Genomic DNA, 24,872 nt, shown 5'->3' with positions numbered 1-24,872 from the left:
ACGGTAGTGCCCAGTATAAACGTTAAGCAACTCGCTATTTTGTTGAGTATTAGGATACCAGTAATAATGAATTACCTATCTCACGCTTTGTTTTGTTTTTATCAAATTAAGTTAATATCCATTTCTGGAATTTTCACTTTATGTTATTAAAAGGCGAATTATTACTAGAAATTATCGAACAACTTCCCATTGCGGTGTTTGCCAAAGATCCGAATGACAATTATAAATTTGTTATTTGGAATAAAAAAATGGCAGCGCTATTTGCTATTCCTCCCGAAAAAGTTATTGGTACTACAGATTTTGATTTTTTTGATGATGTAGAGGAAGCCAAAAGTTTTCGAAAAATAGACGAAGACGTTATGGCACAAGGAAAAGTGATTGATGTTGTAGAAGTCGTTACTGCAAGCAAAGGGTTAATTACTTGTCATACCTTAAAATTACCCTTGAAACTTGCTGATGGTCGTCAATTACTAGTGGGTATGTTGGACGATATCTCGGAAGAAACCGCTAATAAAAAACAACTGCATGAATACAGCCATAAGTTAGAATCGCTAGTAGAACAGCGAACGCTTCAATTACAAAACTTAGCCAATCGTGATTCTCTAACGGGATTAGGCAATCGCAACTTTTTGCTCAATGAATTAAAAACACTAATTAAAACTCGCGCCGATGCAAAAAAGTTTGCTGTCATTTTTATTGATCTTAATGGCTTTAAATTAATCAATGACAGTTACGGCCATCGATTAGGCGATGAATTATTATGTTTGGTTGGCCAACGACTTAAAACGTTTAGGAAACAGGCTCCAATAATCACTCGTTTAGGTGGTGACGAATTTGTACTCATCATTAAGACTGGAGACGCTCATAAGTTAGCGAGCTTCGCTGAGTCAATTAACGATGCCATATCCTTGCCTTTTATTTTAGGTAGTCATAGCTTTGAAATCAGCTGTGCAATTGGCATAAGTATTTGGCCTGACCACGGCAGTGAAGCCACATTTTTGTTACAAGCTGCTGATATGGCTATGTATACGGTCAAACATTTAAAGTCGAAAAATACCCACTACCAGTTTTATGACGAAAAAATGTTAGGCCTGAGCCAACGTAAGATCGAATTACAACAAGGCTTACGCAAGGCCATTGCCCATGATGAAATGTATCTCGTAGTGCAGCCTAAATTTTTGTTAAGTCAGCCATATTTTTTGTGTGGTGCAGAAGTTTTATTACGCTGGAAATCAGAAAAATTTGGTTTAGTTTCTCCAGCAGAATTTATTCCTATCGCAGAAAAGTCAGGAGTAATGCTGACGATCAGCACCTGGGTATTGCAGCAAAGTTGTTTGTTAATCAACCAATTACACGAAAAATTTAACAACATGCCCAGACTCAGCGTTAACTTATCGGGTAACGAGATTAGGCTAGGTTTAGCAGAGCGGATTAATAAGCAATTAGAGCAATATGAACTTTCTGCACAAACACTGACTTTAGAAATCACTGAAGCACAATTAGTTAATTTTAATCAAGATGTCATTGCAGAACTTGAACAATTACGCAAACAAGGCATTAGAATATCGCTAGATGATTTTGGCACGGGTTACTCTGCAATGTCATATCTATCGTCATTATCCTTTGACGAAATAAAAATAGACCGCTCGTTTATTACAAAAATAATAAACGATAGAAAAACACTATTACTGGCTCGGGCGATGGTAAGTATGGCCCACGCGTTGGAAAGCAAAGTAGTTGCTGAAGGTGTTGAAACAAGCGAGCAGTTAGCTATCGTTAAGGCAATCGGAGTCGATATTGTACAGGGTTATTTACTCGGTAAACCAATGAGTTATGAAGAATTTACCGCCAACATTAGTACAGGTAAATTTAGGCTAGCAGACACAGCGCCTGAAGTGTAAGCGCCGTAAATATTTTAGGGTTTAGCTGCAAAGGGACAGGAATCCGACAATTCACTGCCTAAGGTGGCATCCTGGTCGCTTTAGCCGAGAACAACATAGCCAGTGCCTGCCAGTGGTTTTGATTGTAGGTTTTACCCAAAGAGTTGACGCAGACTCAATTATCTCTCTTTCCTCAGCTAACAGCCCCTTTGAGCCTGACTGACAAGCGTTAAGGCCTGTCAATATCAGTGCTAGCAACATTATTCTGGTTTTATTGTTATTCGTAACTATCCTCTGCTTAGTTTATGCGAAAGGTGATGTGTGAGGCTAAGTGTAACAAGCCCCTAATTCTGCGAAAAAATTCTAGCTGAGTAAAAAATTTGCATAAAAAAACAACAGTTGCTTCGCCCCGACCTAGTCTGTACTCTTTTTAAACCGAATCATATTGTAAGGATCGCATAGTGAAAAAAACCTTTAGCCTCATTTGTTTTATCTGTATTTTTGGTGTTTCGGCTCAGGATTTTGACACAGCCAAACTCGATCACTATCTAGACACCCTCGAAACCCATGACAAGGCCATGTTTAGTCTGGCGATCACTGAAAATGGTGAAGCGATTTACCAAAAATCAATCGGTTTTGCCGACGTAGAAAACACACAAAAAGCCAATAAAGACACTCAATACCGCATCGGTTCAATCAGTAAAGTATTTACCTCCACCATGATTTTTCAACTGATTGACGAGGGCAAACTTTCTTTAGATACCTCCTTGGCCACGTATTATCCTAAAGTGAAAAATGCTAAAAAAATCACCATTTCTATGCTCTTAAGTCACCGCAGTGGGATCCATAATTTTACCAATACACCTGAATATATTCAGTATATGACTCAAGCTAAAACCAAAGCTGAGATGGTCAAATTAATCGAAAAACTGGACAGTGACTTCAAGCCAGACAGTCGGGCAAATTACTCAAATACGGGTTATGTACTGCTGGGTTACATTTTAGAAGACATCAGCAAAGACTCCTACGCCAATCAACTACAACAACGTATTGCTACTAAGTTAAACCTGACTAAAACGTTTTATGGAGGGCCAATTACGGTGGCCAATAATCAGGCTAAATCTTATAAACCCTATGTACAGGGATGGTCACCAGAGACTGTGACTGATATGAGTATTCCCCATGGTGCTGGCGCCATCGTATCTACGCCCACAGAGCTCGCAAAGTTCCTTACAAGTCTGCTGACAGGCAAGCTTGTATCCGCAGATTCTCTGGCAAAAATGCAGGAGTTAAACGAAGGTATTGGGCGAGGCCTGTTCAAATTCCCCTTCTACGACAAAACAGCCTATGGTCATAATGGCGGCATTGATGGTTTTAGTTCGTTAGTGGGCTATTTTACAGATGATGGATTGGCGTTCGCCTTGACTGCCAATGGTATGAACTATGGCGTGAACGACCTTACAATTGGCATTTTAAGTATTGTCTTTGGCCGAAAATTTGAGATCCCTGATTTTGACCAAAAAGCAATTGAACTGCCAGAAACAGACTTAGTTAAATATGAAGGTGAGTTTGCGTCACAAGCCATAGCCCTTAAAATTACCATTAAGGTTAAAAAAGGCCAGCTCACAGCACAAGCCACCGGCCAAGCCCCCTTTAACCTTACACCATATTCAAATTCAGAGTTTCGTTTCGAAGATGCAGGGTTAATAATCCTCTTTGCAGCCAACGGTGAAAAAGTTGATTACTCCACCTTCCAACTTAAACAGGCTGGAGGCGATTTCAAATTTACCAGAGAGTGATTTGTTCAAGGAATAAAAAAGCGGCTAGGCCTTACCTAGCCGCTTTTTTATTTGCAGATAGAACTGGGTAATTTAGACCCGCTTTAACAGCCTGTGGAGCAGCTGAACCGCAGAGATGCTATGAATCGTTGCTCCCTACAAATAGTCGAACAACTGGTTCTTAGCCCTCATGACCGTGCTGGGATGGTTTATGTATATCTGGGAATTTATATATCGAGGAGTTTTTTGTTTAGATGGTGGGTCGTGCTGGGTGAAAAACGGTGAGCAAAGCGAGCGAGGAGTGACTTAACGTCACGCCGAGAGTTCTGAACGACAAATCGTGGACGATTTGGCTGGAAGCCCCCCACATGGATGTGTTGTTACATTGAATATAGATTTTGGATATCAGTGAGTGCTGGATTACTTCAGGCATCCTGCCTTACGCCCTTCGGGTTACGCTGTGCGTGTTCACCAAAAACTGTTGGAACAGTTTAGAACAGCTTTAGCTGGCCTGCGTAGCAGGTGAATCGCAGGGATGCGATGAATAATTTTGTTCCCGACAAAATAGTCGAACAACTGGTTCTCACCCCTCACGACCGTGCTGGGATGGTTTATATATATCTGGGAATTTATATATCGAGGAATTTTTTGTTTAGATGGTGGGTCGTGCTGGATTCGAACCAGCGACCAATTGATTAAAAGTCAACTGCTCTACCAACTGAGCTAACGACCCATCTAATTGAAGTACTACTTTCAGTGATAAGCTACAAAGATTATCTATCAATGTAACCTTGGAAATTGGTGGGTCGTGCTGGATTCGAACCAGCGACCAATTGATTAAAAGTCAACTGCTCTACCAACTGAGCTAACGACCCATTTCCACCCGCCTCACTGCGACGGGCGCATATAATACTCAATTGAAATTACAGTGCAAGCCAAAAGCCATTTTATTTTAGTAATTTGGTTTGTTTGCTGAAAAAGCAAACAATTGAGTCAATTACTGAACAAAAATATAACGAGTATTTAGCAATCTACTCTTTTTTTATAAAGTTTTAAGGCGCTTTTCAGCTAACTTAGCAGATGGCGAATCTGGTAATTCTTTTATTAATTGTTCCCACAATTGTTTAGCTCGTGCGGAATTTCCTCTTTCCATCTCTGAAATACCTAATTTCAACAACGCATCTGCGCGTTTGTTTGAGTCTGGATATTTGTTGATCAAAGCCTGAAACTGAGTACTGGCACCCGCCCAATCTTGTTTATTAAACAATAATTGTCCTAACCAATAGTAAGCATTTGATGCATAACTGGAATTCGGAAAGTTTTGCAGAAAGGTTTGGAATGCTGGGATGGCCTGATCATAAAGTTTGTCTTTTAAAATCAGATTAACGGCTTTGTCATAAGCTTCATTTTCATTCGCAGATAAAACCACAGCACCGCTCTGTTGCACATCATTATGGCCACTGGATTGGTTTACTGGAGGGGTATTCATCACTGCAGACATACGTTTATCAATTTCAGCGTACAACTCTCGTTGTCTTTCAAGAATACGCTCTAATTGATAGTTGTGGGTTTCAATACTACCACGCAGTTCATTAACTTCTTGCTGCATAGTATCAAGCTGTAACTGGAGCCTATGTTGTGCCTCTGTGCGCGTGGCAAACATTCTTTCCAACGCTTCTATACGTTGATCATTACTACCGCTGGTAACGTCCGCTACAGGCGCAGGAGCCGCAATTACTGCGGCTCCGTAGACAGCTAGCAGACTAAGCGCAAACTTGCGTTTAATCATGATAACTACTTTTATTGATAAACTAATACACCACGACGGTTTTTAGCAAAAGCCGCTTCAGTCGCACCACTTACTACAGGTTTTTCTTCACCGTAAGAAACAACTGATATTTGTGATGAACTTACACCTGCATTTTGCAAGTAAGTTTGTACTGATTTAGCACGTAACTCACCCAATGCGATGTTGTATTCTGGAGTACCACGGCTGTCACAGTGGCCTTCGACCACAATTGACTGACCAGGGTTACTAGTAAGGAAAGCAGCATGTTTATCTAACACAGAGTAAAAATCTGAGCTGATAGTAGAACGATCAAAATCGAAATAAACAGTTTGTTCATTTTGCAAAGCTTGCAACTGTTGTTTCATTTTTTCCGCTGGTGACAAAACTGGGGTCATAGTTCCAGTTTGTACTTGAGCATTACGCGCTTCCTGAGCCAGACGATCAGCTTCTGCTTGTTCTGCCGCAATACGATTGCGTTCTGCTTGTTGTTCTTCTTCGCTTGGGCCAGACGAACAGGCAACCATAGTCACTATTGGTAAAGCGATGACTAGGCCTTTAAATATTTTATTAAGCTGCATTATTTTTCCTTATTTTAATCTAAACTAAATCAATAGGTTGAACATTATAACAAATACGGTGACCAATTTGGTGCTTTCACCTGCCCATCCGCTGCAGGCAAACGCGCTTTAAATCTTCCATCTAACGAAACGAGTGACAATACCTGCTTCCCTTCATGTAATGTACTATATATTATCATACTACTATTCGGAGCAATACTGGGTGACTCATCTAAAAATGTTTTTGTGAGCACTTGCATATTACCACTATTCATGTCTTGTCTGGCGATATGATAATCACCACGGGTACGATTTACAAAAACTAATTGCTTACCGTCTGGTGTAACAGTACCGCCTAAATTCATTTCGCCTTGAAACGTTAATCGTCTTACTTTATTAGTTGCTAAATCTACTCGATAAATCTGTGGTTTACCACCCCGCTCAGAACTAAATACTAAGCTCTTGCCATCAGGTGTCCAACTCGGTTCGGTGTCAATTGCCCGATCATCTGTAATACGCCGTACTTGTTTACTAGCGATGTCCATTACGTAAATCTCTGGATTACCATCTTTAGAAGATACAAGAGCTAATTGCTTGCCATCAGGAGAGAAGCGAGGAGAACCATTTATTCCCTTAAAATCAGACATTTGTGTCCGAGTCATAGTATAGAGATCTTGGATGAATATTTGCGGTCTTTTATTTTCAAAACTGACATAAGCCAACTTAGTCCCATCGGGTGACCAAGACGGTGACATTAAGGGCTCTTTAGAGCGTAATAACATAGTTTCATTAGCACCGTCGTAATCGGCCACCACCAATTGAAACGGAAACTCAGTAGTCGTTTTATCTCGTACAACAACGTAAGCGATGCGAGTCAAAAATGCACCTTTTTCGCCGGTTAGTTTTTCATACACTACATCACTAATACGATGGGCATATTGACGAAAATCCTTACCACTAATGGTAGCTTGGCGCGCTTCCATTAAATGATCATTACTGGCAATCAATTTACCATTGCTCAGCATTTGTGAGCGCCCACCGGTAATTTGGCCTCGTACCACGTCAATCAACTCAAAAGCGACTTTATATTGATCAATACCCACTGACTCAACAGTGCCAACTAATACCGCTTCAACACCCGTAGCGACCCAAGCACGATAATCTATTTCTTTATCATTACTAGGGTATTGAGGCATGCTGGTCGCATCAATAGGGTTAAATTTACCGCTACGTTTTAAATCAGCAGCAATGACATTAGTCAGTTTTTCTGGCATTAAACCATTACCAATCCACTTAAATGGTACCACCCCAATTGGGCGAGACGTATCGATACCTTCGGTGATCACAATCTCTAGCGCAGCAAAGCTTTTAACACTTACTAACAACCACAAACTACAAATCAATAAGACTTTATTTTTCAACATTATAATCCTGGCTCAACGGTTAAATTAATATCTCTGAGTTTTTCAAATACATCAGCTTCTGAGGATACAGGCAAAGTATCCGACTTTTTCACTGCAGCAATAGCTGCCCGACAAAGTATCGCATCACCCGATAGCTCTTTCACTTGAGTGACCAAACCATTTGATGCTAAACGTATGTTCAAACGGCACGAACGGCCTTTCATTGCATCATCTACTATCAGATTGCGTTGTATGGTTTGCCTGATCAGTGCTTCATATTTTTGCACTTCACTTAGCACCTGTTTATTGCGCCTTTGCTGTCTGCCGGCTTGTTCCGCTTGCAATTGTTCTTCAAGCATTTTTTCCTGAGCCGCTTTTTCACGGGCTTCTTGTTTTTTGCGTTCGGCTTCTTTTAGGGCTTTTTCTTCTTTTTCACGTTTTTCTTTAGCTAATTTGGCTTGTTCGTCAGCTTTTTTCTTTTCCTGTTCTTTCTTTTTACGCTCAGCTTCAAGCTGTTCCGCTTTGGCTTTTTCTTGTTTTTGTTTTTCTCGCGCAGCGACAGCTGCCTGATCGGCTTTTTTCTTTTCTTCCTGTTGTTTTTTAGTGTCTTCTTCGAGTTTGGCCACTTCCAGTTCTTGTTCTTGACGTTTCTTTTCAGCTTCCTCTGCTCGACGTTCAAGATCTTTTACTCGCTGATCTTCTTTTCGACGCTCAGCATCTTGTTGATCTTTAATTTTTTTAACCTGTGTTTCGAGGGTTTGTTGGTCAACCATGGTTGCCTCGATGAGCGGCGCATCCAAAAATACGTCTTCTGGATAGGGGGTGTGAAAACTCATGCTCACAGTTAACACTATGCCTACACTGACATGCAGCGCTATCGACCAAGATAAAGGCAAAGAAAACTTTTTCATCTAAACATGCCTATCGCTTTTTCTTCTCAGGTGGATCGGTCATTAAACCAACCGAGGGGACACCAGCACGTTGCAGCAAAACCATTAATTGTACGACTTCACTATAAGGCACAGCCCCATCACCTTTAACCACAACGGGTGTCGTTGGCTCTAACTGCAAATGTGCTGCCACTAAGGTTGCAAGGTCAACCGCTGACATGGACTGATCTTGAGAATCTCCCACGTTCAAATAAAACTTTCCTTGCGCATCAACTGAAGCTATTAGTGGGGGCTTACTGTCTTTATCTAAGGATGCCGCTTCGGCTTTAGGTAAATCAACTTTAACTCCCTGAGTAATCAAAGGCGCTGTCACCATAAAAATAATTAACAACACCAACATTACGTCGATATAGGGCACTACGTTAATTTCTGAAACCGGCCGTCTGCGTTTGCGCGTATAGGTATTCATGGGTGTGTAACCTTAGTTATGGCTAACTGGACGGGCGGCAGAGTCAGCGTTGCTGGCTAAAGCCTGACGATGCAATATGCTCGAAAATTCTTCCATAAAATTGCCATAGTTATTTTCAAGTTTTTCAACTTGGTGACTAAAGCGGTTATAGGCAATAACCGCTGGGATAGCAGCAAACAAACCCATAGCCGTAGCGATCAAGGCTTCTGCTATACCGGGCGCAACCATCGCCAGAGTAGCTTGTTGTACTTCACCCAAGGCTATAAAGGCGTTCATGATACCCCACACAGTTCCAAATAATCCGATATAGGGGCTGATAGAGCCCGCCGTGGCTAAGAAGGGCAAACGATTTTCCAAGCTGTCTATTTCTCTCGACAATGCCACACGCATAGCACGGTAAGAGCCATCCATCACCGCCTCAGCTGGTGTAGAAGGGCTTTTACGCAAACGTACATATTCTTTAAAACCTGCACAAAACATGCTCGACATGCCTTCAATAGACTGGCGAGCAGAGAGTTCTTGATAGAGTTTATTTAAATCCACACCAGACCAGAACTTGTCTTCAAATTTTTTCATTTCAGTACGCGCAAAGGTAAGCGCTTTACTACGTTCAAAAATAAACGCCCATGAAAAAATCGATACCGCTAATAGCAGTAACATCACAAATTGAACTAATATGCTGGCTTGTAAAAAAAGGTCAAAAAAGTTTAAATCAGACGACACCGGTGAGTTCCCCTAAAATTTTTGCAGGTATTGCTTGTGGTTTCATTGTGGATAAATTAACGCAAGCAACCTTGATTAACGCACTAACCAAACATTGTTGGTTTGGGCTTATTATTGTTTGTTTAAAAACCAGACTTGCACGCTTCAATTCTACTATTTCGCTTTCAATACACAACAACTGATTGAAGCGTGCAGGCGCGTGATTATCCATTTCAACGCGTTTGACGACAAAACCCACAGAATGTTCCAAAAGTTCATCTTGTTCTATGCCTAAGTTTCGCAACCATTCGGTTCTGGCCCGTTCAAAAAATTTTAAATAGTTGGCGTAATAGACAATGCCACCAGCATCCGTATCTTCGTAATACACTCTTATGGGGTGTAATTGCTTCATATTATATAAAAGGCTCAATAGTAGATTTAAAGACTGAGGTAAATTGAATGATTATGCGGAAGTCTTGTTTGTTATATTTATTGCTTGTATCACCAACTGTAAATATTTTTAATATAAATTTCAATAAGTTAATTGATAGTTAAGTAAGTTATCGTAATTAATTTATTCATACGGAGTAATCCAATGATCTGAATTTTCATGCATCTCCACATACAACGCAAGCTACATTCACCATACTTTAATTAATCGATTTATTTTTAAGCAATTAATTTAAATCATTGTTTTAATTAAACTTATTAACAGACAAAAAACTATTAACACTCCATTAACCTCAATTTGCAATAGCTATGCATTAAATAATCTAATGCGAACAGATAATTTATCTCGTTTGTCAGCTTATACAGAATCACTATAATTATGTCTGTTTTCTCGACAACGGTAGTGCTGAACAAGCATTGCAGTTGGCGGATTCTCCAGTCAATTTTGACGTTGACTAATGTGTTCCCTGGATATTCCTGCAACAGTTTTGTTGTTAACCCACGAATTTCGTGGGTTTTTTTTGTCTTTTTTTTGGTGATAAACCATGTATGAAGGCATTTACGTATATTGTTACAAAATGTGTTTAACTGGGAGAGTAGTCTTTATTAAAGTGCAAAAAGGCTCTTTGTGTTGCAATTCTGCCACGAGGTGTGCGTTGTAAAAATCCTTGCTGAATTAAAAACGGCTCAATCACATCTTCAATAGTATCTTTCTCTTCACCAATCGCCGCCGCCAAATTTTCCAGCCCGACAGGTCCGCCCATAAATTTATCGATGATCGCCACTAATAGTTTTCTGTCCATGTAATCAAAACCTTCACTATCCACATCCAACATGTCTAAGGCTTGACTAGCAATATTAGCGGTAATCTCGCCGTTGGCTTTTACTTCAGCAAAGTCTCGCACACGTCTCAGTAAACGGTTACTGATCCGTGGGGTGCCTCTAGAGCGCCTTGCAATCTCAATAGCACCCGCTTCATCCATGATTAAATTTAGATAAGACGCAGAACGTTTTACAATCGTGGTTAAATCTTTGACATTATAAAACTCTAAACGCTGTACTATGCCAAAACGGTCACGCAGGGGTGATGTTAACGAGCCAGCTCTAGTCGTCGCGCCAATTAAGGTAAAAGGGGGTAATTCGAGTTTAATCGAACGAGCTGCGGGGCCTTCACCAATCATAATATCGAGCTGATAATCTTCCATGGCTGGATAGAGAATTTCTTCCACCACAGGTGACAAACGATGGATTTCGTCAATAAACAGTACATCGTTTTCTTCAAGGTTGGTCAGTAATGCCGCTAAATCACCGGCTTTTTCGAGTACCGGCCCTGAGGTAGTTTTAATCCCAACGCCCATTTCATTGGCGACGATATTGGCTAAAGTGGTTTTACCCAGCCCTGGAGGACCAAAAATCAATAAATGATCGAGAGGCTCCTGACGTTTACGAGCTGCCGCAATAAAGATTTCCATCTGCGTACAGACATGCTCCTGCCCCGTATAATCGGCCAACATTTTGGGGCGAATAGCGCGGTCAATAACTTCGTCTTCGCGATTGGAAGTGGGTTGGATTAGTCGGTCGGCTTCTATCATCTTTATTACAACAAGTTAGTACTAAGTAATGGTTTTATATACAGTAACAGAACTTGTATTCTCGCACCACTTGGAAATAGTTGGCGTCTGTTAAAACCAGTGTAAAAAGCTCGAATACTCGATTATATCATCGCCCTTAAGGCATCACGGATAAGTGCTTCACTGCTCATATCTGGCTTATACACAGAGTTAATAACCTTACTGCCTTGCGCGGGTTTGTAACCCAAAGCGACTAAGGCACTTAAGGCATCTTCTTTAACGTCATTGACTTGTAAAAAGGTATTCTCGATAGGCAAACTGGCCACACGTCCGGCAGCACCAGTATGTTCAGGTGCAACCGACAATTTAGTTAATCTGTCACGCATTTCAATCACTAAACGCTCAGCGGTTTTTTTACCTACTCCGGGTAACTTAGTTAGCGAGGTAATATCATCCAAACTAATGGCCTGCATAAATTGCTGGGCATTCATGCCTGACAAAATAGTTAGAGCCAATTTAGGTCCCACCCCCGTGGCTTTGATTAATTCACGAAATACCGCACGTTCTTGTTTGTTGGCAAAACCAAATAACAGTTGAGCATCTTCTCTTACCACAAAGTGCACACACAAATAAACTTCCTGTCCCACCTCGGGTAGCTGGTAAAAGCTGGTCATGGGCACACTTACTTCGTAACCTATGCCACCCGCCTCAATTAATACCTCGGGCGCTTGTTTTTCTAATAAGATGCCACGAATACTACCGATCATAATATGTCCTTGTCAGGCTTGAGATGTGCATTTAGCGTAAACGTCCACGCACGGTTTTAGTGGCTTGGCCCAACATTTTAATCAGGCTTTGTTGGGTGTGGCTATGGCATAGTGCCACCGCTAATGCGTCGGCGGCATCAGCTTGAGGTGAAGCCTTAAGTTTCAATAAATAGGTGACCATATGTTGCACTTGTTTTTTGTCGGCATTGCCCTTGCCCACCACAGATTGTTTTATTTGTCTGGCCGAATATTCAGCGACCTGCAGGTCATGGTTAGTTGCCGCGACGATGGCAGCTCCCCTCGCCTGTCCCAACTTTAAAGCCGAATCAGGGTTTTTGGCCATAAATACCTGCTCAATGGCAAATTCGGTGGGCTGAAACTGGGCAATAATTTCACTCACACCATCAAATATTTGTTTTAAGCGCGGGGCAAGTGCATCACCTTGCATTCGAATACAACCACTGCCTAAATACTCTGCTTTAGCGCCGACTTGTTTAATGACGCCATAACCAGTGATGCGAGAACCAGGATCGATGCCCAAAATGATAGCCATTATGTGTCACTCACAAAATTAAGCATGGCGGGTTGGTCGGGCACAAAAAGCATAATGGCTTCTTTATTACTCGGTGACCAGACTTTGTCCATGGCTTGATTTTTATCTAACCATAAAAAAGCACTGTGTTCGGTGAGTTCGATGTTTTGAGCAACCGCCACTTGCAAGGCAAACACATATTCAGTATTAACCGCGGCATCAGGGGGGTAACGATGGCGCCAGCGAGGGCGGATTTCGTAAAGATTAGTTTTTTTGCAGTCGATTAACTGATAATGCAACGCGGCTATATCAATGCCGGTTTCCTCGAACACTTCTCGCTGAGCGGTTTGGCAAGGCGTCTCATCAACTTCACGAGTACCTGTCACGGATTGCCAAAATAAAGGGTCATCATTACGTTGTAAAACCAGTACCTGCCCCGCATCATCATAAATGACTATCAGGGCAGATTCAGGAATACGCCATTGGCTATTCATTTGGCGGTAGCAGGCTTATTTTTCGATAGTCGGTTTAACAACCTGAATAGCCAGTTCTTTTAATTGCTCTGGATTGGCTTCACCCGGTGCATCAGTCAAAGGGCAAGCAGCGGTATTGGTTTTGGGGAAGGCCATTACATCACGGATTGACGTTGCCCCTGTCATTAACATCACCAAACGGTCTAAACCAAAGGCTAAGCCAGCATGGGGAGGTGTTCCGTATTTTAATGCTTCAAGTAAAAAGCCAAATTTAATTTGCGCTTCTTCATCGCTAATGCCCAATAACTGAAAGACTTTAGCTTGCATATCTTGTTGGTGAATACGTACCGAACCACCACCTAACTCACAACCATTTAAGACCATGTCATAGGCATTTGAAATCGCGTTGGCGGGATCAGCAGCTAATTGCTCTGGTGTCATATCACGTGGCGCGGTGAAGGGGTGATGCAAAGCATATAAACGGCCATCGACTTCTTCGAACATGGGGAAGTCAACCACCCATAATGGACGCCATTCACCTTGTAACAAACCTAGGTCTTCACCCAACTTAAGGCGTAAAGCGCCAAGGGCTTCAGTGACAACGGTTTTACTGTCGGCACCAAATAAGATCAAGTCACCAGTTTGCGCACCGCAACGTGCCACAATACCTTGGGCAACGTCTTCACTTAAAAACTTAAGTACTGGCGATTGCAAACCTTCCATGCCCGCAGCGAGATCATTAACTTTCATCCAAGCCAAACCTTTAGCACCATAGATGCCAACAAACTTGGCATAATCGTCTAATTGTTTGCGTGATAAACTGGCGCCTCCTGGCACACGGATTACCGCTACACGACCATTGGCATCATTGGCAGGTCCAGAAAACACTTGAAACTCAACGTCTTTGACTAGATCCGCTACGTCACATAATTCCAGTGGATTACGTAAATCAGGTTTATCACTACCAAAACGACGCATAGCCTCGGCATAGGTCATTTGTGGGAAATCGCCTAAGTCCACATTGAGCATTTTTTGAAAGAGATCACGGATCATACTTTCAGCAATAGCCATTACGCCATTAGCATCTAAAAAGGTGGTTTCGATATCTATTTGGGTAAATTCAGGCTGACGATCAGCACGTAAGTCTTCGTCACGGAAACATTTAACGATTTGATAATAACGGTCCATACCCGCCATCATCAGCAATTGTTTAAACAACTGTGGAGATTGTGGTAAGGCAAAAAACTGGCCTTTGTGGGTACGACTTGGCACTAAATAATCGCGCGCGCCTTCAGGCGTGGCTTTAGTTAATATGGGTGTTTCGATATCTAAAAACCCAGCGCCGTCCATAAAGTTACGAACGGCATGAGTCACCTTAGCGCGAAACTTTAAACGATCGCTCATCAGTGGGCGACGTAGGTCTAAATAGCGGTATTTAAGGCGCTGTTCTTCAGAGTTTTCTTGGTTCCAGTCCAGAGGCAATGGTGCGGATTTGTTGAGGATAGTCAGTGACTTACCTAACATTTCAATTTCACCAGTCGACATATCGGCATTCACTTGGCCTGCGGGTCTAGCACGCACTAGGCCACTTAGCTGTACACAAAATTCGTTACGCAAACTGTTAGCAGTATCAAACAACTCAACCAAATCGGGATCAAATACCACTTGTACTAAACCTTCACGATCACGTAAATCGATAAAAATAACACCGCCAAGATCGCGACGACGATTTACCCAACCACATAAGGTTACGGTTTGCCCAATATAGGATGCATTGATATTGCCACAATAATCTGTGCGCATGAAACTCGCCTCTACAACAGTTAATTCGAATGAAATTTACGGCCGAGTAGTATATACCCAAGTAACTTTAAAATGCATCGCAAGGCTTAAATTAAAGCGGATTTTATTGCAGCCATGCACAACTCAAGCCCAAGGACACAGGCAGTTACAATCCTAGCCAAGGCTTATTAGCTCAGTGAAGTGATTTACTGCGTGAGGATTACATAATCAATCAAGTAAATATTTAATATTATTATCAATAATTTAACTGTGGTTCTAATGCTTATGCTACACCTCGCTCCTTTACGATTGGTCAAGCATTTTTGGTAATCAATACTGACGCTCTGGATCGTCAATTGAGCCGTCCAAAATGCCATGTTAGAGTGCCGCCTCAAAAAAATAAGCTGCTTATTTAGCAAAAAATAATCAAGCAGCAATACGACGGAGTCATTATGCGAAGTATTAATATGCGAACAAGCTTAGTAGCCACAGCGATCAGTGCTGCTCTTGCCTTAACAGCCTGCTCACCTTCGGTATCAACCGACACAGCTAACAAAACTGATTCAACTAAAACAATGGCGGTAAAACAAACGATGAATGTATTGTTAGAAAAAAGCCCTTTAGATTACCAAGCTCCACAATTTGATAAAATTCAAATGGACAGTTATGAGCCCATGTTCAGCCAAGGCATGGCCGAGCACGCTGCCGAAATTAGCACTATTGCCAATAATCCAGAGCCTGCGACTTTTGATAATACCTTAGTGGCCATGGAAAAAAGCGGTGAGTTGTTAAGCCGTGTATCAACGGTGTTTTCTGCCTTGTCGGGGGTGATTTCTAACGACGAATTTTTACGCATCGAAGCAGAACTTGCACCACTTTTATCCGCCCATAATGACAACATTTATTTAAATGAGACCTTATTCAAACGGGTTGAAGCTATCAATGCCAGCAAAGCAAAATTAAACGCCGAAGATCAACGTTTAGTAGATTATTACTACAGCGAGTTTGTGCGTGCAGGCGCTAAATTAGACGATGCACAAAAAACCACTATGCGTGATATCAACGAGCAAATCTCCAGTCTACAAACTGAGTTTTCACAAAACCTGTTAGCGTCGTTTAAAAATGATGTGATCATCGTTACAGATAAAAACCAATTAAGTGGTTTGTCAGAGTCAGACATCGCCAGCTTGGCGCAAGCGGCTAAAGGTGCTGAACAAGAGGGTTATATGATTACCTTGGTGAATACCACTCGCCAACCCATATTATCCAGTTTGGCTAACCGTGACCTACGCCAGCAAATATGGCAAAAGTCTGCAGGACGTGCCATGGATACTAATGGCCCTGTATTGTTAAAACTTGTCGAATTGCGTGCACAAAAAGCCAGTTTGTTGGGATATGCCAACTGGGCAAGCTATGCTACCGAAGATCAAATGGCTAAAAATCCAACTGCGGTATTAGACATTCTCGATAGACTAGCCCCACAAGCCCTAGTAAAAGCTAAAGTTGAAGCGGCAGATATTGAAGAGCAGATGAAGGCAGACGGTCTTACTGGGCCAGTCCAAGCTTGGGACTGGGCCTATTATGGCGAAAAAGTCAGAAAGGCCAAATATGACTTAGATGACAGTCAAGTTAAACCTTATTTCGAATTAAACTCAGTACTCGAAAAGGGTTTGTTTTTTGCCATGGAAAAACTTTATGGCATTCACTTTAGCGAACGTAAAGACCTACCGGTTTACCATGCAGATGTACGTTGTTTTGAAGTGTTTAATCAAGATAACAGCAGCATTGGTCTGTTTTACTTTGACCCTTATGCCCGCGAAGGCAAAGGTGGTGGTGCATGGATGGGAGAGTTTGTTACTCAAAGCTTTTTGTTTAACGAAAAACCCGTGGTATTTAACGTCTTAAACAATGTTAAACCCGCGCCAGGTCAGCCAACACTCTTATCTTTTGACGAAGCCACTACCTTGTTCCACGAGTTTGGTCATGCAGCTCACGGGTTGTTTTCGCAAGTTAAATATCCGAGCTTAGCCGGTACTAATACCGCTCGTGACTTTGTTGAGTTTCCTTCTCAAGCACATGAAGATTGGAACATCGAACCCAGCGTGATTGCCAACTACGCCAAACACTATCAAACGGGGGAAGCTATTCCAGCGGATTTACTTGAGCGTGTGCTTAATTCAGTAAAATTTAACCAAGGTTATGACACCACCGAATATTTAGCTGCCGCTTTGCTGGATATGGAATGGCATTTGATTGGCCCAGATGCCAAGATCACCGATGTCGCCGCTTTTGAACAACAAGCTTTGGCCAAACACGGGCTTGACTATGCGCCCATACCCTCACGTTATAAATCGGCTTATTTTAGCCATACCTTTGCCGGTGGTTATTCTGCGGGTTATTACGCCTATTTGTGGACAGAAGTGTTCGCCGCTGATGCCTTTACTCATATGCAAAAAAATGGCGGTTTAAACCGTGAAAACGGTGATGAATTCCGTGAAAAAATCCTGTCTATTGGTAACAGTAAAGACTTAATGGAAAGCTATGTTGGCTTTCGTGGACAACAACCTGACACCGATGCATTGTTAAAACGTCGTGGTTTAGTGCACTAATCTACTACATAACAATATGTTTGTTTTATACAACGCCCCTAACTAGGGGCGTTTTTGTATGTGATAAAGTCACTACCAATTGGTAAGCAAATATTGCCTATCGTTAACGTCGTACAAAAACTACTTTAACAATAGAGACTTAAGCGTTTTTAAGACTTCAGTCCTCTCACTTTACCCGAGGATCTCACACTGTTAATCTAGGGATTAAAATTATAACAAGTCAGGGATTTCACTATGATCGAAACACGCATGCTCGAAATAAACAACATTACCAAAACCTATGCCAATGGTGTCAAAGCACTCAATGGCGTGAATTTATCCATCGCTAAAGGCATGTTTGGTTTGCTTGGCCCAAATGGGGCAGGCAAGTCCAGTTTGATGCGCACCATTTCAACACTGCAACAGCCCGATACCGGCAGTATCGTGTTTGATGGTACCGATGTACTCACTCAGCCCAACGAGTTACGTCAGCGCTTAGGTTATCTTCCACAAGATTTTGGCGTCTACCCACGTATTAGTGCCTACGACTTATTGGATCATTTAGCCATCTTAAAGGGCTTAAGTAACAAGGCTCAACGTAAAGAAGCAGTTGATGGTTTGTTAGCTCACACCAATTTATTTCAACATCGTAAAAAAGCAGTCAGTGGATTTTCCGGTGGTATGCGTCAGCGTTTTGGTATTGCTCAAGCTTTGTTAGGTGATCCCGATTTATTGATCGTGGATGAACCCACCGCAGGTCTTGACCCCGAAGAGCGCAACCGCTTCCATAATTTATTAGTCAGTCTAGGCGAGCAAAAAGTGGTGATCCTATCCACCCATATTGTGGATGACGTATCTGAACTGTGTGCCAATATGGCCGTGCTTGGCAATGGTGAAATACTGTTACAAGGCAACCCATTAACCGTAACTGAAGAGCTAAAAGGTCAAATCTGGCGCAAAGTGGTCACCTTAGATGAAGCCACTCAACTCGAAAGCCAACTGGCGGTGATATCTAAACGCCTATTTGCCGGTAAAACCGTATTACATGTACTTGCCCCTGAGGCACCTGAGGGCTTTGAAAGCGCACCTGCTACTTTGGAAGATGTGTACTTCTCGACCTTACATCGTTCACGTGCAAATCAAGCCGCTTAAGGAGTAGTGTATGTTACTTGCAATGCTTAGATTTGAATGGCGTTATTTTGTGCGCCAACCCTCATTTATTGTTACCTGCATGGTATTTTTTCTGCTGCCCTTTTTAGCCATGGTAGTGGATCAAGTGCAGATTGGTTCTGGCGGTAATGTGCTGTTTAACAGCCCCTTTGCCATTACCCAAAGTTTATTGATCCTCGGGATTTTTGGCATGTTTATGGTGGTTAACTTTGTCGCCAATACCGCTACCCGCAATGATATTAATTTAATGGCAGAGATTATCTCAACCAAACCCATTAAACCCTTGGGCTATAATCTTGGCCGTTTTATCGGTGCCTATTTAGTCTGTGTGACCGTGTTTGCTATGGTACCGCTGGGTTTATTTTTTGGCAGTATCATGCCTTGGCTTGATGCCGAGCGCCTTGGTGCCAACTCCTTTGCTTTGTATCTGGCACCTTTTTTGGTGTTTTCACTGACCACCATTTTTGTCTTAGCTAGCCTGTTTTATGCAGTCGCCCAACAATTTAAAAGCACCATGGCGGTATATCTATCTGCCTTAGCTTTGTTTATATCTTATGTTATTGCTGGCCAAGTATTTGATGAGCCAGACCAACGCAGCATTCGCGCTTTACTGGATCCCTTTGCACTTAACACCTTTGGTGAATACGCGCGTTACTGGACAGCCTTTGAGAAAAACAGCTTGTTACCCGCCTTAGACGGTTTTATTTTGCAAAACCGTTTGTTGTGGTTAGCCATTGGCAGTGTGATTTTAATAGTGGGTGGAGGTTTGTTTCGGCCTCTGAGTTTATCCACTAAAAAATCCAAAACGCTCCTCAAAGCAGAAGCGATTGATACCACCCTACTCACTAAAAATTTCCAGCACCGTACACTTACTTCCAATGCGTGGGCACAATTCACCAGTCGCACTCGTTTTGAAATCAAACAGGTATTTTTAAGCCCGGCTTTTTTAGTGTTATTGCTGTTTTCGAGTTTTCAGTTAATCGCCAATTTTTTTGAAATCAGTGGCATGTTTGGCACTCCCAACTGGCCACTGACCCAGACAATGGTGAGTTTGATTGGTGGTTCATTTTCCTTGATGTTGATCATTGTCATCACTTACTACAGTGCTGAAGTAGTGTGGCGCGAACGCACCGTCGGCATGGGCGACATTGTTGACAGTATGCCAGTACATAACCTCACCTTTTGGTTATCTAAACTGGTCGCGGTGTTACTGGTGGTGATTGCTCTTTATGTACTGGGTACCGTATGCGCCATTATCAATCAATTATTGTCGGGTTATTCTAATATTGAGTTGGGTCAGTACTTCATTCGTTTGTTGTATTTTGATGCCCTGCCCTTTTGTTTATTAGTGTTATTGGCCTTCTTTTTACAAGCCATTAGCCCCAATAAATACGTAGGCATGTTGCTGTTTGTCGGCTACTTTTTTGTCTCCTTAGCCTTTAGTCAACTTGGCATCGAACACAACATGTTTAACTTTGGCGCAGGCCCGCGTTTGCAATATTCCGACCTCAATGGTTATGGCTGGTTTATGCAAACCCAGCACTGGTACATGTTTTACTGGCTAAGTTTGTCAGTGGTATTGGGGGTACTCAGTTTTGGTTTATGGCAGCGCGGCCCGAGCTCTAACCTTAAACAGCGTTTAAGCATGTTAGGTTATCAGCTAGGCAGTAAAGGCTGGGCGGTAGCTACCGTCGCCTTGTTATGTTTTGTAGGCAGCGGCGCATGGATCCACTACAACACCAAAGTACTCAACGACTTCTACAGCCAGGATGAAATTCTCGATTTTCGCGCTGACTATGAGAAAAAATATGTCGAGCTAGAACTACAAGCTTTCCCAAGCGTAACCGCGGTAGATGCCACTGTGGATATTTACCCCAGTGAACGACGCATTGAAGCGAGCGCAGCAATCAAAGTGGTAAACCGCAGTAGCCAAGCTATTAACCGCTTTTTAGTTAACTTGCCACAACATAGCCGTGATGTCAGCGTTACCATTGTAGGTGGGCAACTGGGAGAAGTGGATGAAAAATTCAATACTGCATGGTTTGAGTTTAGCCAGCCATTAGCGCCGGGAGAAGAGCGCAGTGGCGTCATCGCTGTTGTGCGTGAACATAAGGGTTTTAAAGATGCAGGTGAAGATCCAACCCTAATCAACAATGGTACTTTTATTGATAATTTCGCCTTATTTCCAAGCTTTGGATTTAATGAAGGTATCAGGATAAACGACCGCCATGAACGCCGTAAACGAGATCTTGAACCACTGCAACGGGCTTATTTGCTAGAAGACTCTAGCCATTACAACGAAAGCTTTTTTGGCCCAGGTGTCGAGTTTATTGATTTTAGCGCCACCATCTCCACCAGCGGCGATCAATTTGCTATCGCCCCAGGTTATCTGCAAAAAGAGTGGCAACAAGACGGCCGTAACTATTATCGTTATGAAATGGACGCGCCTATGGTTAACTTCTTTAGCCTGATGTCGGCCAAACTGGAAAGCAAAAAAGAAGTCTATAAAGGCATAGATTTAGAGGTGTATTACCATGCAAGCCATGCTTGGAATATCGACCGCATGCTTGAGTCGGCCAAGGACTCTATTGATTATTTCCAACAAGCTTTTGGGCCCTATCAACACAAACAGCTACGTATTATTGAGTTTCCGGGATATCGCGGTTTTGCCCAGAGTTTTGCCAATACCGTACCTTATTCAGAAGGCATAGGTTTTATCACTGACTTACGTGATCCTAAGGATATTGACCCGGTTTATTATGTGACCGCCCACGAAGTTGCTCATCAATGGTGGGGCCATCAACTCAACGCCGCCAATGTGCAAGGTAGTGCCATTTTGTCTGAATCATTATCGCAATATAGCGCGCTGATGGTGATGAAAAATAAATACGGCGAAACCCGTCTCAGAAAATTTTTAACCTATGAGTTAGATCGCTATTTACGTGGCCGTTCGTCGGAGTTACTCGAAGAAATGCCCTTTATGCGCTCTGAAAATCAGCAATATATCCACTATCAAAAAGGCTCTATTGTGATGATGGCCCTAGAGCATGAATTAGGCGAAACTGCCCTTAATCAAGCCTTACGGGGATTATTAGAGGAGTATAAATTTAGAAGTGATTTGTACCCTACTACCTTAGATTTACTGCGCTATTTAAATGAAGTTGCCACCCCTGAACAGCAAACTACTATCCAAGATATGTTTGCGCAAATCACCCTCTACGATTTGCGTGCTACAGCGGTAGAAAGTGAAACGCTGGCTGACGGTAAATTCAAAATCAAACTCACTGTCTCCGCGGCTAAATACAGTGCCGATGGTAAAGGCCAAGAAAACGAACAGCCTTTTGCGCAAGACGTTGAAATAGCTTTATTCAGCGCCGATCCCAATGATTTTGGTGCAGATAACAAAGTTATTTATCAAGGCGTTCACTCACTACAAAGTGGTGAAAGCACCTTAGAAATAACGGTAGATACACTACCCACTTACGCTGGCATTGACCCTTTTGTACGTTTTATTGACAGGGATACCGGCAATAATATTATTAAGCTCTAGTTAGTAGTAGCCCCAAATAAAACAGCCCTCACAATGAGGGCTGTTTCACATTAGTACTTTGACTTACGACAGCTATGTCTTAGAAAAGTGCGGCTTATTTGGAGCGAAAAATGAGCTCTTTTATTTTTTGCAGCTTGGGTGCTACCACCGGCACCGTCAGCATGGTACTGCCCACCGCCATAATCAGCAGTGCGGTAAAGGTTTCATTGGTGATAATTTCTTTATCAAGCAGTACATTAGCGAAGATGATCATAATCAGCGCCTTGGTCTGCAGCAACCAACCGATAATCGAAGCCTCACCTTTTTTCCACCTCAGGATCTTGCCTGCTGCATGCACACCCACCAGCTTACCCGCCACAGAAGCAACCAGCAGTATCGCCGCCGCCACAAACACAGCTGTGCCACCCACATCCCAGTTAGTACGCAACCCCGTACTAAGGAAAAACACGGGCATGATGATCATCAGCACAAAGTGACGCAGCTTGTCCATATCCTCCTGATTAAACCATTCACCATCCATTACCGCACCCGCAAGGAAGGCACCCACCATGTAGTGCAAACCCGCCCAGTCAGCGGCCAACCCACAGATTGCCAACCAGATAAAACCCGCATACCAGCGGTCTTTTTCCTCAATCGCGAGCATGAGTTTGCGGAACAAATACGCCGCCAACGCAAAACCAAGTAAAAACATACCTTGGCGTCCAACACGCTCCCAATCCAGCAGGATCAGCGCCAGCACACCCCAGATAGCAATATCGTCGAGACTGGCGTAGCGCAAAATACGCTGACCAATTGGCTGACGCAGGATTTCCAGCTTTTCCATCAGTAAAATCAAAATCGGCAACGCCGTTACCGCGCAGGCCATGCCTACACCGAGGATAAATTGCCAGGTCATGCCTTTGCTACCAATCCACCCATCACTAAACCCCATCATCGCCACCGCTGCCCCACAACCGAATAGTAGTGGTGTGCCCAAAGCCAGTCCGGCGGTGATACTGCTTTCACGTTTGTAAGCCCAGACTTTTTTTAGATCCAGTTCGATACCAGCAATCCATACAAAGATCATCACCGCCCACCAAGCGATACCGTTAAGCGCTAGAATGACATCGGGGTTGAATACAAAGGCGTAATAGTCAGGAAATATCTTACCTAGTACGCCGGGGCCAAGCACAATGCCCATGATGATTTGCACCACAACCAAGGGCGCCCAGTAATCGGTGCGACCAAGACGCCAAATAAGATAGGGAAGAGTAAAAATGATCACCATAGCGATCAGAAATATTTCTGTTGTTGTCATGTACATCTTGTTAAGACCTTACTTCTCATTAGGTATTTTTTTGTTGGCAGTATCGCTTTTTTGACGAGGCGAAAATACTACCGTCATAGCTGAAGTGAGCAGGACACTAAGAGTAACCAGTACAGAGGCCGGTTTCCTCATTTGTTGAATCAAAGCCATTGCTGTCTATAAACCGCCGTCAAACAAACCCTTTTGTACGTTTTATGGACAGGGATAGCGGCAATAATATTAATACGCTTTAGTACATGCTTTTACAGCAGTAAAACTTAAAACAGCCCCCATGATGAGGGCTGTTTTTTATCTGTATCTAAGACCAAATTCAGTCAGAAAAAATTATAAGTATTTTAGCTAATTGCTGCTTCTCACGTTAAATAGCAATACCTAGTCTGTAAAGGTAACTTGATACTTATTAAGCAGTATTTTTTCTGGTCTGCCCTGCATTTCCACACGGCCTTCATCCCAAATTTTTATCAGCTCCTGTCTTTTGGCACTCGGAATTTTTTTAGAGAAAATGGGGAATTCAACTAATTTTTTTTCTAAGCCGGGCCGCACGATCTCTAACTCATCATCTAACTTAAGTTGATTTAGTACATGCTGTAATACAAGCTCGTTGTCAGCATATATGTCGACGCGATTTTCTTTAATCATGCGAAAAATCCGATCGACTACGTCGGCATCACCCGCGATCACTTCAACAAAATTCGAATTTTGTGGGTCATCGATATAATGTTGATATTCCACACTCATTGAACTGTAATCCCAGCCTGGCCCGGTCGCGATGCGTTTGCCTGTTATGGATTGAATACCATTATAACGCCAAGGATCATTTCGCCTGATGACAAAGGCTGAGGTATAGGCAAAGGTTGCTTCACTGGCGTATTCGAAGGCATTTTCTGCATTTTTGGATAGGAGGTATTCGGGCAACATATCGCATAGACCTTCAGCCACCATATCTAGCCCTCTGGCTAGAGGCACTTCAAAATATTCCAGTTGATAGCCTTTCGCTGAGTATATTTGCTGCACCATATCGATCACAACACCACGATCAGAGGAGCTTGCTGTGGGAAATATTGTCATCGGTGCCCATTGGTCGTAACACACTTTTAAAGTCTTAGCCTGAGCCATGTTGGCCATGCCGGTGGCTGCCAAAATGAACATAAGAGACAACACACCCAGCATCTTTTTACTTGTTGGCTTTTTACTTTTCAACTGTTTGCTCTTAAA

At 42.6% G+C, this 24,872-nt stretch carries 19 protein-coding genes and 2 tRNA genes; 5 read left to right on the top strand and 16 right to left on the bottom strand.

The features are described 5' to 3' along the window. Window positions 1-140 precede the first annotated feature (140 nt). Both AX660_RS17135 and AX660_RS17130 read left to right on the top strand, forming a co-directional pair. Complete coding sequence (locus AX660_RS17135) at window positions 141-1,901, top strand: sensor domain-containing protein (protein ID WP_068379424.1); 1,761 nt, start codon at window positions 141-143, stop codon at window positions 1,899-1,901. 440 nt (window positions 1,902-2,341) lie between these two features. Next, a complete protein-coding gene (locus AX660_RS17130) occupies window positions 2,342-3,679 on the top strand; it encodes a serine hydrolase domain-containing protein (RefSeq protein WP_106404102.1) in 1,338 nt (445 codons plus the stop codon). A gap of 636 nt (window positions 3,680-4,315) precedes the next feature. On the opposite strand, the gene AX660_RS17125 is transcribed toward AX660_RS17130, so the two are convergent. From AX660_RS17125 to aspS, 14 genes are all read right to left on the bottom strand, one after another. Next, window positions 4,316-4,391, bottom strand: a tRNA-Lys gene (locus AX660_RS17125). A gap of 66 nt (window positions 4,392-4,457) precedes the next feature. Continuing rightward, a tRNA-Lys gene (locus AX660_RS17120) sits at window positions 4,458-4,533 on the bottom strand. Between the two features lie 167 nt (window positions 4,534-4,700). Next, on the bottom strand, window positions 4,701-5,447 hold the full coding sequence (gene ybgF / locus AX660_RS17115) for a tol-pal system protein YbgF (protein ID WP_068379418.1): 747 nt from the start codon (window positions 5,445-5,447) through the stop codon (window positions 4,701-4,703). A gap of 11 nt (window positions 5,448-5,458) precedes the next feature. Then, window positions 5,459-6,025, bottom strand: a complete 567-nt coding sequence (gene pal, locus AX660_RS17110; protein ID WP_068379415.1) for a peptidoglycan-associated lipoprotein Pal — start codon at window positions 6,023-6,025, stop codon at window positions 5,459-5,461. A gap of 44 nt (window positions 6,026-6,069) precedes the next feature. Next, the gene (gene tolB / locus AX660_RS17105) at window positions 6,070-7,428 is read right to left on the bottom strand and encodes a Tol-Pal system beta propeller repeat protein TolB (protein ID WP_068379413.1); all 1,359 of its coding nucleotides are present in this window, start codon (window positions 7,426-7,428) and stop codon (window positions 6,070-6,072) included. Beyond that, window positions 7,428-8,318: a cell envelope integrity protein TolA gene (gene tolA, locus AX660_RS17100; RefSeq protein WP_068379409.1), complete on the bottom strand. Its 891-nt coding sequence runs from the start codon at window positions 8,316-8,318 to the stop codon at window positions 7,428-7,430. The genes tolB and tolA overlap by 1 nt, the downstream gene beginning before the upstream one ends. 10 nt (window positions 8,319-8,328) lie before the next feature. Next, window positions 8,329-8,766, bottom strand: a complete 438-nt coding sequence (gene tolR, locus AX660_RS17095; protein ID WP_068379406.1) for a protein TolR — start codon at window positions 8,764-8,766, stop codon at window positions 8,329-8,331. A gap of 12 nt (window positions 8,767-8,778) precedes the next feature. Further along, window positions 8,779-9,489: a protein TolQ gene (gene tolQ, locus AX660_RS17090; RefSeq protein ID WP_068379403.1), complete on the bottom strand. Its 711-nt coding sequence runs from the start codon at window positions 9,487-9,489 to the stop codon at window positions 8,779-8,781. After that, a complete protein-coding gene (ybgC, locus tag AX660_RS17085) occupies window positions 9,479-9,880 on the bottom strand; it encodes a tol-pal system-associated acyl-CoA thioesterase (protein WP_068379401.1) in 402 nt (133 codons plus the stop codon). The genes tolQ and ybgC overlap by 11 nt, the downstream gene beginning before the upstream one ends. Before the next feature lie 622 nt (window positions 9,881-10,502). Then, entirely contained in the window at window positions 10,503-11,510 is a 1,008-nt protein-coding gene (gene ruvB, locus AX660_RS17080; protein ID WP_068379398.1) for a Holliday junction branch migration DNA helicase RuvB, read from the bottom strand. Between the two features lie 122 nt (window positions 11,511-11,632). Further along, window positions 11,633-12,256 (bottom strand): Holliday junction branch migration protein RuvA, encoded by a 624-nt coding sequence (gene ruvA, locus AX660_RS17075; RefSeq protein WP_068379396.1) that lies wholly within the window; start codon window positions 12,254-12,256, stop codon window positions 11,633-11,635. A 31-nt stretch (window positions 12,257-12,287) separates the two neighbouring features. Further along, window positions 12,288-12,809, bottom strand: coding sequence for a crossover junction endodeoxyribonuclease RuvC (gene ruvC / locus AX660_RS17070; RefSeq protein ID WP_068379391.1), 522 nt, complete (start codon window positions 12,807-12,809; stop codon window positions 12,288-12,290). Beyond that, window positions 12,809-13,282 (bottom strand): dihydroneopterin triphosphate diphosphatase, encoded by a 474-nt coding sequence (nudB, locus tag AX660_RS17065; protein ID WP_068379388.1) that lies wholly within the window; start codon window positions 13,280-13,282, stop codon window positions 12,809-12,811. Before nudB ends, ruvC begins: the two co-directional genes overlap by 1 nt. Window positions 13,283-13,297: 15 nt before the next feature. Next, complete coding sequence (gene aspS, locus AX660_RS17060) at window positions 13,298-15,064, bottom strand: aspartate--tRNA ligase (protein ID WP_068379385.1); 1,767 nt, start codon at window positions 15,062-15,064, stop codon at window positions 13,298-13,300. A gap of 446 nt (window positions 15,065-15,510) precedes the next feature. On the opposite strand from aspS, the gene AX660_RS17055 reads away from it, so the two are divergent. The 3 genes from AX660_RS17055 to AX660_RS17045 all read left to right on the top strand — a co-directional run bounded on the left by AX660_RS17055 (window position 15,511) and on the right by AX660_RS17045 (window position 22,351). Further along, window positions 15,511-17,652 (top strand): M3 family metallopeptidase, encoded by a 2,142-nt coding sequence (locus AX660_RS17055; protein ID WP_068379993.1) that lies wholly within the window; start codon window positions 15,511-15,513, stop codon window positions 17,650-17,652. 249 nt (window positions 17,653-17,901) lie between these two features. After that, window positions 17,902-18,783 carry an ABC transporter ATP-binding protein gene (locus AX660_RS17050; RefSeq protein ID WP_068379990.1) on the top strand — a complete coding sequence of 294 codons (882 nt, stop codon included), beginning with the start codon at window positions 17,902-17,904 and terminating at the stop codon, window positions 18,781-18,783. A 10-nt stretch (window positions 18,784-18,793) separates the two neighbouring features. Then, window positions 18,794-22,351, top strand: a complete 3,558-nt coding sequence (locus AX660_RS17045) for an ABC transporter permease/M1 family aminopeptidase (RefSeq protein WP_068379382.1) — start codon at window positions 18,794-18,796, stop codon at window positions 22,349-22,351. A gap of 94 nt (window positions 22,352-22,445) precedes the next feature. Here the strand turns inward: AX660_RS17045 and AX660_RS17040 are convergent, their stop codons facing one another. Together AX660_RS17040 and AX660_RS17035 are read right to left on the bottom strand one after the other, a co-directional pair. Beyond that, window positions 22,446-23,648, bottom strand: a complete 1,203-nt coding sequence (locus AX660_RS17040) for a cation:proton antiporter (RefSeq protein WP_201027461.1) — start codon at window positions 23,646-23,648, stop codon at window positions 22,446-22,448. A gap of 381 nt (window positions 23,649-24,029) precedes the next feature. Next, window positions 24,030-24,857, bottom strand: a complete 828-nt coding sequence (locus tag AX660_RS17035; protein ID WP_235594771.1) for a substrate-binding periplasmic protein — start codon at window positions 24,855-24,857, stop codon at window positions 24,030-24,032. Window positions 24,858-24,872: the final 15 nt, after the last annotated feature.

The sequence above is a fragment of the Paraglaciecola hydrolytica genome (assembly GCF_001565895.1).
In the GTDB taxonomy this organism is placed as follows: Bacteria; Pseudomonadota; Gammaproteobacteria; order Enterobacterales; family Alteromonadaceae; genus Paraglaciecola; species Paraglaciecola hydrolytica.
This window is presented reverse-complemented; position numbering and strand designations above follow the sequence as displayed.